At 72.2% G+C, this 15,150-nt stretch carries 11 protein-coding genes and 1 pseudogene; 11 read left to right on the forward strand and 1 reads right to left on the reverse strand.

Annotated elements, in window-relative coordinates; all coding sequences use genetic code 11:
- Positions 1-34 precede the first annotated feature (34 nt).
- The 7 genes from AB0B50_RS38735 to AB0B50_RS38765 all read left to right on the forward strand — a co-directional run bounded on the left by AB0B50_RS38735 (position 35) and on the right by AB0B50_RS38765 (position 8,050).
- Positions 35-952, forward strand: coding sequence for a LuxR C-terminal-related transcriptional regulator (locus tag AB0B50_RS38735; protein WP_362340808.1), 918 nt, complete (start codon positions 35-37; stop codon positions 950-952).
- 1,207 nt (positions 953-2,159) lie between these two features.
- Positions 2,160-3,728, forward strand: a complete 1,569-nt coding sequence (locus AB0B50_RS38740; protein ID WP_362340809.1) for an ATP-binding protein — start codon at positions 2,160-2,162, stop codon at positions 3,726-3,728.
- The gene (locus AB0B50_RS38745) at positions 3,725-4,162 is read left to right on the forward strand and encodes a roadblock/LC7 domain-containing protein (protein ID WP_362340811.1); all 438 of its coding nucleotides are present in this window, start codon (positions 3,725-3,727) and stop codon (positions 4,160-4,162) included. The genes AB0B50_RS38740 and AB0B50_RS38745 overlap by 4 nt, the downstream gene beginning before the upstream one ends.
- Positions 4,159-4,515 carry a DUF742 domain-containing protein gene (locus tag AB0B50_RS38750; protein ID WP_362340813.1) on the forward strand — a complete coding sequence of 119 codons (357 nt, stop codon included), beginning with the start codon at positions 4,159-4,161 and terminating at the stop codon, positions 4,513-4,515. The genes AB0B50_RS38745 and AB0B50_RS38750 overlap by 4 nt, the downstream gene beginning before the upstream one ends.
- Positions 4,493-5,131, forward strand: coding sequence for an ATP/GTP-binding protein (locus AB0B50_RS38755; protein ID WP_362340815.1), 639 nt, complete (start codon positions 4,493-4,495; stop codon positions 5,129-5,131). Before AB0B50_RS38750 ends, AB0B50_RS38755 begins: the two co-directional genes overlap by 23 nt.
- Before the next feature lie 377 nt (positions 5,132-5,508).
- A complete protein-coding gene (locus tag AB0B50_RS38760) occupies positions 5,509-6,717 on the forward strand; it encodes a cytochrome P450 (protein ID WP_362340817.1) in 1,209 nt (402 codons plus the stop codon).
- Positions 6,718-6,838: 121 nt separating this feature from the next.
- Entirely contained in the window at positions 6,839-8,050 is a 1,212-nt protein-coding gene (locus AB0B50_RS38765; protein ID WP_362340819.1) for a cytochrome P450, read from the forward strand.
- An 862-nt stretch (positions 8,051-8,912) separates the two neighbouring features.
- On the opposite strand, the gene AB0B50_RS38770 is transcribed toward AB0B50_RS38765, so the two are convergent.
- Entirely contained in the window at positions 8,913-9,056 is a 144-nt protein-coding gene (locus AB0B50_RS38770; RefSeq protein WP_362340820.1) for a hypothetical protein, read from the reverse strand.
- A gap of 197 nt (positions 9,057-9,253) precedes the next feature.
- Between AB0B50_RS38770 and AB0B50_RS38775 the strand changes: the two genes are divergently transcribed.
- The 4 genes and pseudogenes from AB0B50_RS38775 (at position 9,254) to AB0B50_RS38790 (ending at position 14,032) form a co-directional block, all read left to right on the forward strand.
- A complete protein-coding gene (locus tag AB0B50_RS38775) occupies positions 9,254-11,851 on the forward strand; it encodes a lantibiotic dehydratase family protein (protein WP_362340822.1) in 2,598 nt (865 codons plus the stop codon).
- Positions 11,761-12,294 (forward strand): annotated as a pseudogene (locus AB0B50_RS38780) (thiopeptide-type bacteriocin biosynthesis protein); the annotation flags it as partial. The gene AB0B50_RS38775 and the pseudogene AB0B50_RS38780, both read left to right, overlap by 91 nt.
- Before the next feature lie 95 nt (positions 12,295-12,389).
- On the forward strand, positions 12,390-12,641 hold the full coding sequence (locus AB0B50_RS38785) for a lantibiotic dehydratase C-terminal domain-containing protein (RefSeq protein ID WP_362340824.1): 252 nt from the start codon (positions 12,390-12,392) through the stop codon (positions 12,639-12,641).
- A complete protein-coding gene (locus AB0B50_RS38790; RefSeq protein ID WP_362340826.1) occupies positions 12,638-14,032 on the forward strand; it encodes a lanthionine synthetase C family protein in 1,395 nt (464 codons plus the stop codon). The genes AB0B50_RS38785 and AB0B50_RS38790 overlap by 4 nt, the downstream gene beginning before the upstream one ends.
- The last annotated feature ends 1,118 nt before the right edge of the window (positions 14,033-15,150 follow it).

The following is a 15,150-nucleotide window of genomic DNA, read 5'->3' on the forward strand; positions in this document are numbered from 1 at the left end:
GACCCGCCCCGGGCCGGATGATGATCCTTGGGGAGTGACAGCGCAGCAGGGCAGTGGGGATTTGTGGGAGGCGGCCGTCGGAGTGCGGGCGGCCGCCCGGGACGCGGCGGGCGGTACGGGCGGTGCCCAGCGGGTGCTGGCGGCGCTGGGGCGGGTGGTCGAGTTCGACCATGCCTCGCTGGCCCGCTGGGATCCGCAGTCGCAGCGGCACACCACGCTGGCGGGCAGCTATCCGGACGCGGCGACGGCGTATATCGAGGCCTCGCTGCACCGTGATCCGGTCTTTGCGGTGCTGCACGGGCCGTCCCGGGGCGGCCTGTGGCTGACCGATGTCCCCGAGGAACTGCTGTCCGCTTCGCCGGGATTCCGGGACGTGCTGGCGCCGCTGGGCATCGAGGGCGGGGTGGCGCAGTGTCTGTTCGCCGCGGACGGGCGGTATGTGGGGATGCTGAACGTGAGTACGTGCAGGTCGCGGCGTGTGCCGGAGCCGGTGCGGGCCGCGGTCACGCTCCTGACCGAAGCCCTGGCCGCGGCCATCGATCCCGGCGCCGCCGTGCCGGCACGACCGCACACCCCTCCCGGTCCCGGTGCGCCGCCGACCCCTCCCGGTCCCGGCGCGCCGTCGGCTGTTTCCGGCCTGGCTGCGGCCGCTGCCGGGCCCGAGGCACTACCGGTCGTTTCGGGTCTGCCTGCGGCCGCTGCCGGCGGGCCCGCGCGGTCTTCGCAGGGGCGGCGCCCGGACGGCGGGCCGGGAGGTTTGTCGCCTCGGGAGTTGGAGGTGTTGGCGGAGCTGACCGAGGGGCGTACCAATCGGGAGATCGCTCAGCGGCTGTACATCACGCCACGCACGGTGGCCACGCACATCGAACACATCCTGGCCAAGCTGGATCTGCCCAACCGGGCGGCGGCCGCGGCCCGGGCGGTGTCCTGGGGCATCGGCTCCGCCCGCTGACCCGAGCCCCCGCCCCCTCCGCACCCCGCACCCCGGGTTCGCCTGACTCGGGGGTGGTTCCGCGTCGGCCTCCGGGGCTTGCAGGCCCCTTCCTGCTGCTTGCCGTTGCGTCCGTCGGGCCCCGTAATGCCGAAGCCTGTGAATTGCCCGCATGGTGCGTGAAATTTGTGTCCGGTGAGGGAATGGGCCGCAAAGAGGCGAAATGAAGGGGGAATTGGGGGCGGGCCCCCGGGGCGGGATGCGGCAGTTGTGGTCGCGAGCGGGTGCGGTGGTGGTCGGGCGCGGGGCGTGGCGGCCGTTCGGGGTGGTGTTTTCGCAGGCCATCGGTGTGCCGGTGTGCTGTCGGTCTGCTGCCGGTGTGCTGTCCCGGACCTCGGTCCTGCCCGCGCATGTGGTTTCAAGTGCCGTGGTGTGTGGATGTGTTGACGGCGTGTCGGTGTGGTGTGGGGTGGCTGTTTGCCGGGTTTGCCGGGTGGCCTGGCCAAAGGCTGAGGGATGAGACAGGATATCGTTTGCGGCGGTGGTCAACTGTCTTTGGTTTTCGGCCTGTTGGCTCAATTGTGTGCCGTTGGGGATTTGGTGCTAGTGAGGGGAAGTCGGGAAGTGCTCAGGGACGTGCTGGTGGGTTCGGTGAGACAGGTCGGGGCGCCCGAGCGGTCACGATGGGCCCGTCGGTTCACCTCGTCCCTGGCCTCGCGTCCCCGGTCGGCCCCGGCAGGCTTGCGCCAACCCGCGGGACTGCCTGGGTAGTTGGCGCCCGTCCCTGCTCGGTGTTGGCGGGGGTGCGGGACCGTTTCGGCCGTCGTGTCGCTGCGGGCGCCGATTGCTCGAGGACGTGTGTGACTGTGATCGTGACTGGCCCGTCTGGTGGCCGGGCCTGCGGGCGGCGGGCGGGTCAGCTGCGGCCGTGCGTGGGCTGGAGGACTGCTGGTGTGTCCGTGCGGGCCGCAGTGCGCCCAACCGGCCATGCGGGAGGGCGGGTTCCGTCTGCCGCTGCGTACACGCGCGGACGGGCGCGAGGAGGGTCGGCAACCGTCGGGTCTTCTTGCTCCGGGTGCCTTCACCCTTTGGCTCCGGGGGCTTTCCGTACCTGCTCAGCTGTGTCACCTGACCGTCCTTGCCCGGCCTGACACCCTGACCGGCCCAACTCTCCTTGCCCTCTTGCTCCCTTGCCCTTCTTTCCCCTTCTGAGATCTGTAGAGGACGTATGACAGACCTGATACAGGCTGCTTCGGTGGTGCCTTCGGTTGTGGCGTTGGCCGCCGGTGGTGCGGCCTGGCGGTGGTGGGATCTGTACCGGGGCGAGCGCCGGGAGGGGGAGCGGCTGCGCGGGCAGGTCGAGGAGCTCACCCGGTACGGGCGGGCAACCGAGGAGGTGCTGGGGCAGCTGGCCCGGGGGGTGATTCCGGGGCTGGGAGCCGAGGCAGGGCAGCCGGGCACGGGCCGGGGCGTGGACATTGCGCTGCCGCAGGTGCTGGTGGACACGGTGCTGGCGCAGCGGCTGGCGGAGGTTGCCAACTCCGCGGCGCAGACGGTGCGGACGGTCCAGTACGACGCGCAGAGCAGTACGCGTGCCCAGATCGCCGAAGCGCACCAGAGTGCGCAGGGAGAGGCGGAGCGGGCGCGGGAGAGTGCGCAGGAGGCGAGCCGGGCGGCGGTGCGGGCGGTGTCCTCGGCGATGGTGGGGATGGCCTCGAAGCTGAGCGGTCGGGTCAGCCAGGGGGTGCGTCGGCACGAGGGCGATGAGGCCTACGCGACGCTGGTGGGCATCGATCATCCGACCCAGCAGATGCTGCTGGTCGCGCAGAACTATGTGGTGCTGTCCGGCGGCAAGCTCTCGCGCCGCTGGCCGGCCACGCCGCTGACCGATGTGGTGCGGGCCGCGATGGGCAGCATCGAGGAGTACGAGCGGGTCGAGCACCAGGAGCTTCAGGTGTGGGTGACCAGCCGGGCGGTGGGGCCGGTGGTGCATGCGCTGGCGGCGCTGCTGGACAACGCGGTGCGTTACTCGCCGTCCTCGGCCCGGGTGTATGTGGCCTTCCAGGAGGGCCATCACGGGGTCTCGGTCATCGTGGACGACGCCGGCCTGCGGATGAACGATGAGCAGCTGACCTGGGCGCGGGCGATTTTGACGGGGGCGCGACGCGAGGGCGTCAATGAGCTCGGCGCGCATCCGCAGACCGGACTGCGGGCAGCGGCGGCGCTGGCCGCGGACTACGGGTTCCGGATCGATGTGGAGGCGCCGAATCCGTTCGGGGGGACGCGGGTCTATCTGTTCCTGCCCAAGAGCCTGCTGACCGCACCCCCGGCCCCGTCCCCTGTCCCTGCTCCTGTCCCTGCTTCCGGGACCCGGTCCGTGCCCGCGCCTCAGTCCGACTCCGGGGCGGCAGCGGCTTCAGGTGCGGGGGAGGGGCCGGTGCCCGAGCGGCGTACCACTGCCAGCGGACTGACCGTCCGCTCCCGCAAGACCCCTCGCACCGGTCGGCCGACACCGGCCGCACCGTCCGCGGCTTCCGCACCGTCCGGGCCCTTGGAGCCCGCCGCACCCGCGGAGTCCGTGGAGCCCACCGGGTCTCCCGCCGCCGGGTCGGCGGACTCCTCCGCGTCTCCCACGTCCTCTCAGCCCTTTGAGCCCTCTGATTCTGCTGGGGCTGGGGGCGGTCAGGCGGCGCCGGGCCGTCCGGCTGTGGCCGCCGCCTGGGCCACCGGTACGCGGCGTGCGCGTACGCAGGATCCGACCACCACCACTACTTCGCATGAAGGAGCACCACAGTGACCACCGGCAATGAACTCGGCTGGCTGCTGGACCGATCGCTGGGTTCTCTGGAGGGTGTGCGGCATGCGGTGCTGATGAGTTCCGACGGGCTGCTGCATTCGCGTACCTCGGGGATCGGGCAGGACGACGCGGAGAAGTTCGCCGCGATCACCGCGGCGGTACGGGCGGCGGCGCTGGCCTACGACGCGGAGACCGGCGGGGGCGGCACGCGGCAGGCGTTGATCGAGCTGACCAACCACGTGGGGCTCATCACGCAGGCCGGCGGGAACACGATGCTGTCGGTGCAGACCAGCGGCCCGGACGCGGACATCGGCCTGATCACCCATCACATGCTGGAGCTGGCCCAGCGGGTGGGGCACGAGATGAAGGTCGCCTCCCGGCAGCCGGGCGGCGAGGGTGTGCCGGCAGCCGGCGATGGCTTGCCGACGAGGTGAGCGGGCCTCGGCGGGACCCGGACCTGGTGCGGCCCTATGTCCGTACCGAGGGGCGGGTGAGGGCCGATCCGACGGTGCGCCTGGAGACCGTGGTGCTCGCCGCGAGCGGCGAACACCACGGTCTGGGAGCGGATGCGCGGCGGGTGATGGCCCTGTTCTCCCGAGCCCAGGGCGGTGGTCTGGCGGTCGCGGACATCGCGGCCGCCCTGGAGTTCCCGCCCTCCACCGTCCGCATCCTGGTCTCCGCCCTCATCGAGGAGGGCCTGCTGGCCCGCCCGGTCGCCGCCGGGCAGGACCAGCCCCACACCGATCTGCTCCAGGAGGTACTGCGTGGTCTGCGCGCCCTCGTCTGACGGCCTGGTCTATGTGCCGGCCGGTGTGACCCGTTCCGCGAAGATCGTGGTGTCGGGAAGTTTCGGGGTCGGCAAGACGACGTTCGTGGCCAGCGTCTCCCAGGTCCCGCCGCTGCGGATGGAGGAGCGGATCACCCAGGCCAGTGCCGGGGTCGACGACCTGGCGCGCACGCCGCGCAAGACGACCACGACCGTCGGGCTGGACTTCGGCCGCCTGCACCTGAGCGAGGCGCTGGTGCTCTATCTGTTCGGCACGCCCGGCCAGGACCGGTTCCGTCCGCTGTGGGCGGGGCTTACCGAGGGCGCGTTGGGGGCGCTGGTGCTGGTCGACACCCGCAATCTGGAGGCCTGTTTCGACATCCTGGCCCTGCACGAGGAGCAGGGCACGCCCTACGCCGTGGCGGTCAATCTGTTCGACGGCGCTCCCCTCTATCCCCTGGACGAGATCCGCCAGGCCCTGGACCTGGACGCGCACACGCCACTGACGACGTGCGACGCACGCGAAGGCAGTTCCTCGGTCCTGGCCCTGATCACCCTGTGCGAGTACCTGTCTGCCCTGCCAGTCCCGCCCGTCCCGCCAGCCCCGCCCGTACCTGCCTGGGAGCCGCGCCCGTGACCAGCCCGACCCCACCGACCACTTCGCCCGGCTCGACCACTCCGCCTGGCTCGACCACTCCGCCCGGCCCGACCACTTCGCCTGGCACGCCCGCTGCGCCGGCCGTCCCGTCCCGGTCCATCGGCTCGGCCACGCCGGACGTATCGACCGGTCTGGCGAGTCCGACTGGATCTAGCACACCGGTCACCCCGGCGGGTCCGGTCGACCAGACCACCACGTGGGCCGACCCGACAACCTCGGCCGATCCGACGGTCCCGCCGGGCCTGGCCGACGCGTTGGGCCAGCCGACCACCCCGGACACGGTCCCGGCCCCGGACACGGACACGGATGCAGGCGTGGGCACGGACGCAGGCGTGGGCACGGACACACATACGGATATGGATATGGACCCGGGCGCGGAGCCCGGCCCCGGTCCCCGCATCGCCCTGCACGAGGCGGAGTTCGCGGCCGATCCACATAGCGCGTATGCGCGGATGCGGGCCCGGTTCGGGCCGTTCGTGCCGGTGGAGCTGTCTCCGGGGATCCCGGCGACTCTCGTGATCGGCTACGCACAGGCCCGCCGCATCCTCAACGACCCGCTGCGGTTCCCGGCCGATCCGCAGGTGTGGGAGCAGTCGGTGCCCGCTTCCTGCCCGGTGCGGCCGATGATGGAGAGCCGCCCCAACGCGCTGCGTTCGACCGGGGTGGCGCACACCCGCTACCGGTCGGCGAACACCGCGGCGATCGAGGGGGTGGACCAGCATGTGCTGCGAGCGCTGGTTGAGCGCATCGCCGATGAGACCCTGGCCGGCTTCCAGGAGGCCCAAGGCGCGGACCTGTTGACCCAGTACGCCTGGCCGATCGCCTTCCAGGTGCTCAGTGCGCTGCTGGGCTGCCCGGAGGAGACGGGCCGGCGGATCGCCGAGGGCATGGCCAAGATCTTCGAGGGGGTGGACGCGGCCAGCGGCAACCAGATCCTGACCCAGGCGGTGGCCGATCTGGTGGCGTTGCGCCGTGAGCAGCCCGGCGACGACATCACCTCCCGTCTCCTTGCCCACGCCGCGGGCCTGGACGACGTGGAGATGGCCCATCAGCTGGTCACTCTCTACGGCGCCGGCATCGAGCCGTTGACCAACCTCATCGCCAACACCGTCCTGAAGATCCTCACCGACGACCAGTTCTCCGGGGATCTGCACGCGGGCGGCTCCTCGGTCCGTGAGGCCCTGGACACCGTGCTGTACACCGACCCGCCGCTGGCGAACTACTGCATCAGCTACCCGCCGCACCCGGTGGACGTGGACGGCTATCTGCTGCCGGCCCATCAGCCGGTGCTGATCTCGATGACGGCCTGCAACAACGATCCGGCCCTGGGGGAGCAGCGCATCGCCAGCAACCGGGCGCATCTGTCCTGGAGCACCGGCCCGCACGCCTGCCCGGCCCGCCCGCACGCCTATCTGATCGCCGAGACGGCCATCGCCCATCTGCTGGACGCGCTGCCCGAGATGGACCTGGCCGCCGCCCCCGGCGAACTGGTCTGGCGGCCGGGGCCCTTCCACCGGGCGCTGGCCGCCCTGCCCGTCCGCTTCCCCGCCGTTTCCTCTGTCTGAAGGGACCTGCGCCATGACCCCGCCCACATCCCCGACCACCTCCGCATCCGCGCCTGAGCCTGAGCCCGCGTCTGCGCCCGTGTCTGCGCCCACGCCCGCGTCTGCGTCTGCGGGACCGATCGTGCTGGATCCGACCGGGGCGCTGGCCCATGACGAGCACCGCCGACTGCGCGCGCACGGCAGCGCGGTCCAGGTCGACGTCCTGGGCGTGCCCGCCTGGTCGATCTCCGACCCGGTGCTGCTCAAGGAACTGCTGACCAGCGCGCAGGTCTCCAAGGACGCACGCGCCCACTGGCCGGCCTTCCAGGAGACGATCCAGCGCTGGCCGCTGGCACTGTGGGTGGCGGTGGAGAACATGTTCACCGCCTACGGGGCCGATCACCGGCGGCTGCGCCGCATGGTGGCCCCTGCCTTCAGCCACCGCCGCATCACCGCCCTGCAGAAGAACATCGATGCCCTGGTCACCGGTCTCCTCGACGACCTGGACGCCCTGGCTCCGGGGGAGGTGGTGGACCTGCGTGACCGCCTGGCCTACCCGCTGCCGATCGCGGTCATCGGCGACCTGATGGGGGTGCCCGCCGACCAGCGGGAGGCCTTCCGGCACGTGGTGGACGGCGTGTTCGACACCACCTTGACCGCCGCCCAGTCCGAGGCCAACACCGCGGCTCTGTACGAGGCGCTGCACACCCTGATCGCGGCCAAACGCGCCGCGCCGGGCGACGACATGACCTCCCTGCTGATCACCTCGCGCGACGAGGACCAGGACAGCGGCTCCGGCATGTCGGAGGACGAACTGCGCGACACCCTGCTGCTGATGATCAGCGCAGGCTACGAGACCACCGTCAACGTCATCGACCAGGCCGTCACCCAGCTGCTCACCCACCCCGACCAGCTCGCGCTGCTCCGCTCCGGCAAGGCCGACTGGGGCGACGCGGTCGAGGAGACCCTGCGCCTGGAGCCGGCCGTGCGCCACCTGCCGCTGCGCTACGCGGTCACCGATCTCACCCTGCCCGACGGGCAGAAGATCGCCCAGGGCGAGGCGATCCTGGCCTCCTACGCGGCCGCCAACCGCCACCCGGACTGGCACGGGGACAGCGCGGACACCTTCGACCTGACCCGCCCGCTCAAGGAACACCTGGCTTTCGGCCACGGCGTGCACTTCTGCCTGGGCGCCCCGCTGGCCCGCATGGAAGTCATCACCGCCCTGCGCCTGCTCTTCACCCGCTTCCCCGACCTGGAACTGGCCGTCGAGCCCGCCGAGTTGCAGCCATTGGGCTCCCTGATCAGCAACGGCCACCAGACCCTGCCGGTCCGCCTACGGCCCACCGCCTGACCTGCCCCAGCGACCCCTGATCGGTCCACCCCCTCCCCTCCACTCCCTCCCCTCCTCCCCTCTACCGTCGTCCTCACCCCGCCGCCCTCATCGCACGCTCCCGCCCCGGAAGGCAGCAGCAGAGCCCTTCTGGCGGCGGGGCACTCGCCGGGCCGGAAGGGGGGGCGGTGGGGCGGCGCATCCGGGGAGCTGTGCAGGAACCTCGATGCTGCGTGGCGTTTCAAGGACTGGAGAGAAGTTCCCGCGGGCGCCGAGCTGCAGTTCGGCGTGCCCGCGAGCGTCGGGCGCGCCAACGGAACCGTTCTCCTTCATGGTCGCGTGGCGTGAGGCCGCAGAGCCCACGCCCCGTCGCCGCATGCAGCAGTGGCCGCTCACGTAGGGGGGAGCGTCTGCCAGGAGGTGCCTCCAGGAGGTGCCTCCAGGAGTTCTGGTGGAGGCCCCAGCGACGCATCGCGCGCTTGCCCGGCGGAAGGCCACAGGCGCCGGGGAGAACCGCGGAATCCGCGGCACAGGGAAGAGCCGTAATCGAAGGTCGGCAGAAAAAACCCTGAAATGAACTCGGGTCACGGGATATTCATGGCATACGCGTGCACACGAATTTCCGACAGGTAAATCAGCGGTGCCGCGCCCGTGGAAGCGGCGTTCTCGTTGCCGCCGGAGCACTGAAAAGCGTCGCCGATAAACTCCCGCCGCGTCAACCGTGATGCCCGAGGAGGGGAAATCTTACCCGGCCGCACCCGGCCCCGTGTCCGAAAGGGCAATTCCTGCTGCCCCCGGCGCCGCCGGGCCCCTGGAATCCGGGCGCAGGCGGGTCCCGGCGGCATGGGAGGCCGCCGGAACCCGCCGCTTCACCTGGCCTGCGTCAGCAGAGCGCGCAGGTCGTGCAGGTGCGGAAGCAGGACTCCTCGCCGGAGATGGCGCCCGCGGCGCCTTCGGGGGCGATGTCCTGGATGGCGGTCTCGGTGAGGTCGATGTCGAAGAGGTCCTGTGTCATGTTCTCAGGCATGGGAATTCCTTCCTGTGGAACCTGTCGAATCTTCGCCCGGTGGCGACAGGAGCGGAATCTAGGTACGGATAGCGGACAGAGTCAAGGGGTTACGGGAAGGGTTTGTCGGGGTTAGTGTGGCGGCATTCTCCATGGGGGGGGAATCGGGAATTTCCTGATCCGTTTCATGGTGCATCGAGTGAGGGGGTGTGGCGGAGATGGGGCGTGGCCAGAGCACGGAGACGGTGTTTCGCTGCGCGGACGGAGTGCTGCTGAGGACGCCGCTGCTGGCCCGGCCACAGGTCCGTGCGACCTGGCGGGACACGGCCGACGCGGAGCCGGGTGACCTGCGGGCCCACCTGCTGGAGCTGCTCGCCGACGCACGGTTCCGGGAGGCGCTGGAGGTCTCCAGCCCGTCCCTGGCCCGCACCCTGGGCGCCGTCCTGGCGGACGAGCCGGTGGCGGCCTCCGATCTGCGCAAGGCGCACCGGGCGGTGACCCGTTATCTGCTCAGGGCCGCGTCGCGGCCCACTCCCTTCGGGCTGCTGGCGGGCGTGGTGTGGGGCTCGTTCGGCGAGGCCACCAAGGGGGAGCTGACCGGCGCGGGGCACCGGGCGGCCCGGCCCGACGCCGGCTGGCTGGCCGAGCGGATCGCCCAGTGGGAGCGCGACCCGGCCGTGCACCGAGAGCTGAGTGTCCTGGTGAACGGACTGTGTTTCGTGCGCGGCGGCCGCCTGGTCCTGCCGTTCGCCCCGGCCGGCCCGGACCTCGGCCCCGACACCCCCGCCACCCTCGCGAATCCTGCCCCGGGTGCCCCGGGTGCTCCGCCGACCGCTGAAGCAGGCAGCCGTCCCCGGTCCCGCAGCCTGCGCTACACCCCGGTGGTGCGTGCCGTGGTCGAGGCCGCCGCCAGCCCCGTCCGCTGCGGTGATCTGGTGCGGGAGGTCGAAGCGCGGTTCCCCACGGCACCCGAGGGTGCCGTGGCCGCTCTCGTAGCTCAGCTGATCGGCGCGGAGGTGCTGCTGACGGAGCTGCGCCCGCCGCTGGACGCTCCCGATCCGCTGGCCCACCTCCAGGCGCTGCTCCCGGCCGCCACGCCCGCCGCCCGGTGGATCACCGGACTGCGCCAGGCGCTTGACGGCTACCGCCGCACCCCGCTGGGGGAGGGAACAGAGGCCTGGCGCACCGCACTTGAGTACGCGGCCGCAGGCCCCGGCCCGGCCACGGGCAGCGAGGCAGCCGCGGCCCCCGCCACAGCGGCAGGCCCCGTCTCGACCACGGGCCCCTCCACCACAGGACGCCCGGAGGCCCCGGCGCACACTGTCCAGGTGGACCTGCGCCTGGAGGGCACGGTCGTGCTCTCACGTTCGGTGGCCGACGAACTGGAGCACGCCGCCGGTGTCCTGTGGCGCCTGTCGCCCCCGGGGCCGGGTCGGCTGACGGCCTATCACCAGGACTTCGTGGAGCGTTACGGCCTGGGGCGCCATGTGCCCCTCAAGGAGATCCTCGATCCCGACATCGGCCTCGGCGCCCCGGCCGGATACCGGCTGCCGCCCAGCCACCGCCCCGATCCCGGCCCTGCGCCGCTCACACCTGTGCGCCAGCGGCTGCTGCTGCAGCTGGCGGCCGAGGCGCAGGCCCGCGGGGTGCGCGAGGTGGTCCTGGACGACGACTGGCTGCACCGACTGGCAACGGCCGACCAGGACGAACCCACCACCGCCACCGGCACCGCCGTCGGAACCGACGCCGATGCCGTACTCCCGCCCGCCCTCGAACTGGTCGTGCAGATCGCGGCCGAGTCGGCGGCGGCGGTGGACCGGGGCGACTTCACCCTGGTGCTGGGCGGCGCGGCCAGCGCCTCCGGCGGCCTGATGGGTCGCTTCGCCCATCTCTTGCCGCCCGCGCAGGCCGAGGAGATGAGGCACACGGTGTCCGCCGCGCGCCAGACGGTCGCCGGACGGCTACCGGTCCAGGTCCACCACCAGGCCTCGCACCACCGGCACGCCAACGTCGCCCAGGTGCCGACCTGGCTGGAGGGCCGCCTGACCGTCGGCGTCCACCCCGGCCCCGCCCTCCCGAACGTCACCGACCTCACGCTCGACGACATCGCCGTCTGCGCCGACTCCGAGGGCTTCCGGATCGTCTCCGAGACGCTCGGCCGTGAGCTGACCCCCGCCGCGCTGCACGTACTCAACCGTGAACGGACCGCGCCCAACGCGGTGCGTTTCCTCATCGAGGCCGCGGCGTTCGGCCGCCGGCCGTGGCGGCTGTGGGAGTGGGGCGCGGCGGCTGACCTGCCGTTCCTGCCCGCCGTGCGCACCGGCCGCACCGTGCTGAGTCCGGCCCGCTGGCGGCTGGAGGCGACCGGTCTGCCCGTGGAGGAGTGGCGCGCCCTGTGGCGGGTGCCCGACCACGTTCAGCTCACGATCGGCGACCATCGCATACCCCTCAACCTCACCATCCCGGCGCACCGGGAGATCCTGCGCCGCGAGTGCGAGCGCACCGGCGCGGTCGAGGTCCACGACCTGCCCCTGGGTCAGGACAGTGACGGCGGCTGGCTGCACGGCCCCGGCGGCCCCCACGAGGCGGAAGCCGTCGTCACCTTGACACCCCGCCGGCCACAACAGACTCCCAAGATTTCCAAGGCCCCAAGACCCGCAAGATCCTCAAGACACTGGAGCCGCCGGCCCGAGCCTCCCGCGGCGCACTCACTCCGCGCCCGGTGGTGCGGCGCGGCCCAGGCGAGATCCCGCCCGGCGGCCCCTGGCTGTACGCGACGCTGTACACCTCCGCCGAGCGCCAGGACGAACTCCTGACCGGCCCGTTGCGCCGCTTCCTGTCCGCACCGGGCGCCGCCCCGCCCGCCGGACCGGTCGGCGTCACGCGCTGGTTCTTCATCCGGTACGCGGACCCCGACCCGCACCTGCGGCTGCGGCTGCACGGTGATCCGGCGCTGCTCAACGGTGTCGTACTGCCCCAACTTCACGAGCTGGCAGGGCAGTTGACCGCCGACGGGCTGGCCCGGGGGCTGCGCCTGGACAGCTACGCCCCGGAAACCGAGCGCTACGGCGGCCCGGCACTGCTCGGCGCGGCCGAGGAGGTCTTCCACGCCGACAGCCGCCTGGTGCTGGAACGGCTCGCGGCCCCGGCCGGTGACCGGATCATGTCCACCGCCTGCGACGTGGCCGAACTGGTACGCGCCTTCCATCAGGGGTACGGCGGCGACTGGCGGCGCTGGCTCACGACCACTTACCCCAAGCGGGAGCAGCACCACAAGGCATTCGCGGCCCGCAGACGCACTGCCCTGGCCCAGATTGCTGCAGCCAGTCCCGCAGCTGGTCCCGCGGGCGTCCCGTGGGCGGCCCGGCGGCCCCGCACGCTGATCCTCAGCGGCACACAGCACTCAAGCGCTTCGGACGCCTGGTGCGCGCCCAGCAGGAGCGCGGCGCACTCGGCGTCTCCCCGGACGCGGTGCTGGCCTCCCTGGTCCACATGCACTGCAACCGCCGCCTCGGCACCGACCGCAGGGCCGAGGCGCAGACCGTGGCGGTGGCCCGGGGCGCCGTCCAGGCACACCTCGACCGGGAAAGGGCGCAGAAGGCATGACCGCCATGACCGGCGTGGCCGGACACCTCGTCACGCAGCTCACCGAACGCCTGGCCGATCCGGCCGCACTGGCCGCACAGGTCAAGGCGGCCGAAACCCCCGAGACGGCCCAGACCCGATCCCTGTGGCACCCCCAGTCCCTGGCGGACGGACACGCAGGGGTGGCCCTCCTGTTCGCCGCGCTGGCCCACACCGAATCCACCCACACCGAATCCACCCACGCCGGCCCCGCTCGCACCGAACCCGCCTACGCCCAAGCCGCGCACGCTCACCTGTCGGCGGCGGTCACCAAGGTGCGTCGGCCCGCGCGGGAAGGCTTGTACGCGGGGCTGCCCGCCGTCGCCTTCGCCGCCCGCACCGCCATCACCCGACCCGGCGCCTACGCGGCGCTCCTGACCACCCTGGACGCCCAAGTCGCCGCGCTGGCGAACCGCCTGGTCGATGAGGACACTTCCCGCACCACGGCCGGCAGGGCCGGGGCGAGGATGGCCGGATACGACGTCATCGCGGGCCTCTCCGGCCTTGGCCGCCTGCTCCTTGCGGCCGGCCCCGCTCACCGGGCCACCACCGAACGGATCCTGGCCCACCTCGTCGCGCTGACCCGCCCGGTCACCGAACCCGGCGGGCGCAGCGTGCCCGGCTGGTGGACGAGCGACCCGATCCTGCTCAGCGAGCCGGACGGCATCCCCGGCGGGCACTTCAACGCAGGCCTGGCGCACGGCGTCCCCGGCCCGCTGGCGCTGCTGTCCCTGGCTCACCGTGCAGGCGTGCGCGTGCCGGGTCAGGAGCAGGCCATCCGCACCATCGCCCAGTGGCTGCTGGCCCGCCGCAGCCCGGACGGCACCGGTTGGCCCAACATCGTCCCGCTGGAGGCGGAGTTGGCGGCCGATGCCGATGCCGATGCCGATGCCGATGCCGATGCCCGCCCGGCCCTGGCCGAGGCCCGTACCGGCTGGTGCTACGGCACGCCCGGCGTGGCCCGCGCCCTCCAACTGGCCGCACTGGCAATCAAGGAGCCGGATTGGAACCGCCAGGCGCAGGCCGCGATCGCCGCGGTGTGCGAGCGCCCGGACACGGTCCGCGCCACGGGGGACCCCACGCTCTGCCACGGCCTGGCCGGACTCACCACCATCGTGACCCTGATGGCCCGCGAGCCCGGGGGAGCGGAACTGGCCCCCTACGTCCCGGAGTTGACCCGGTCCCTGGCAGCCGCGACCGACCCGGCCCACCCATATCTGTGGCCCGCCGCGGCCCCCGGCAGCCCGGCCCTCGTGCACCGCCCCGGCTTCCTGGACGGAGCGGCAGGCGCCGCGCTGGCCCTGCACTTCGCCACCACCCCCGACGCCCCACTGGGCGAACTGCCCTGGCAGGCCGCCCTCTTGCTGTGCTGAACCGCAGCGGACGCAATCACCCACCTCCCGGCCCCGCACGTCCTTGACCACGGACCACGGGCTGCTGATCAGCCGAGACGGCAGGGACGGCAGGGACGGCAGGGACGGCAGGGACGGCAGGGACAGCCAATGCTTGCTACGGCCGAGCGGATGCGGCAGAGATTCCGGCCGCCCGCAGCTTGCGGGCGAGGAGTTCCATCTCAGGGAGGGTTCCCGAGAACTCACCGGCTGGCACGCGGCCCAGTGCAGCCTTGGCGCCGCCAGGTCGAGGCCGAGTTCGGCACGCAAGACCCGCATGATCGCGATGCTCCGCCCCTGAGGAGACGTCACGTGCAACCGCGCCGGCCCATGCTCGCAGAGCATCCTTTCGCGAAGGTCATCCGGCAGGACGTCGTCGCACACAACCACCGCGAACCCACAACCCGAGCAGGTGACGTCCACGTCCCACCGCAGGGAGTCGCCCACCAGGGCCTGGACCCCGCAGTACTCCAGCCGGGAGCCGTTTGCGGTGGCCCGCCAGCGGGCTGCGTGGAGCGCTTCCGGCACTCCATGCCCCACACTTCGCGCCCCGCACTCCGTGCTCCGTGTGCCATGCCGCTCCGCCCGCCCTGACGCCGCAATCCCCCCCGGGGCTACGGGGGTTCAACCACCAGCCAGCTGGCGGGAGTTGGGTTCGTCATAGGGGGTGGGGCGGTGGAACCCGAGCTGGTCGAGGTCGACGTACGCGGCGTGTGCCCGGCGCGCAGGACCTTCTGGTGCACCTGGAAGCCGACCGCCGACTTGCCCACGCCGGTGGCACCGCACGTCCGGTCCCGTTACGTCCGACGAACCGCTCGCGTAGGTCATCGTGGTCAGCCCGTCACCGCAGTGGCGGCCCCGTTCGTGCGGCGACTGTGCCCCGAGGCCCCAACTGCCGCTCACCGGAGCCCGGAAGGGGAAGTTCACCGTGCATGACGAAGCCGCCCGCGTGGTTCCCCCGTGGCGGACGGCTCGTGACCGGATGTTCAGAGGTCGTAGGTGGCGGCGGCGTAGTTTCACTCGAAGAAGTAGCCGCAGCCTGCGCACCTGAACGACGTCCACCGTAGTCGCATCCCCGGCCCCGGGCACGCGATTTTCGG

Source organism: Streptomyces sp. NPDC041068, from assembly GCF_040647455.1.
GTDB lineage: Bacteria > Actinomycetota > Actinomycetes > Streptomycetales > Streptomycetaceae > Streptomyces.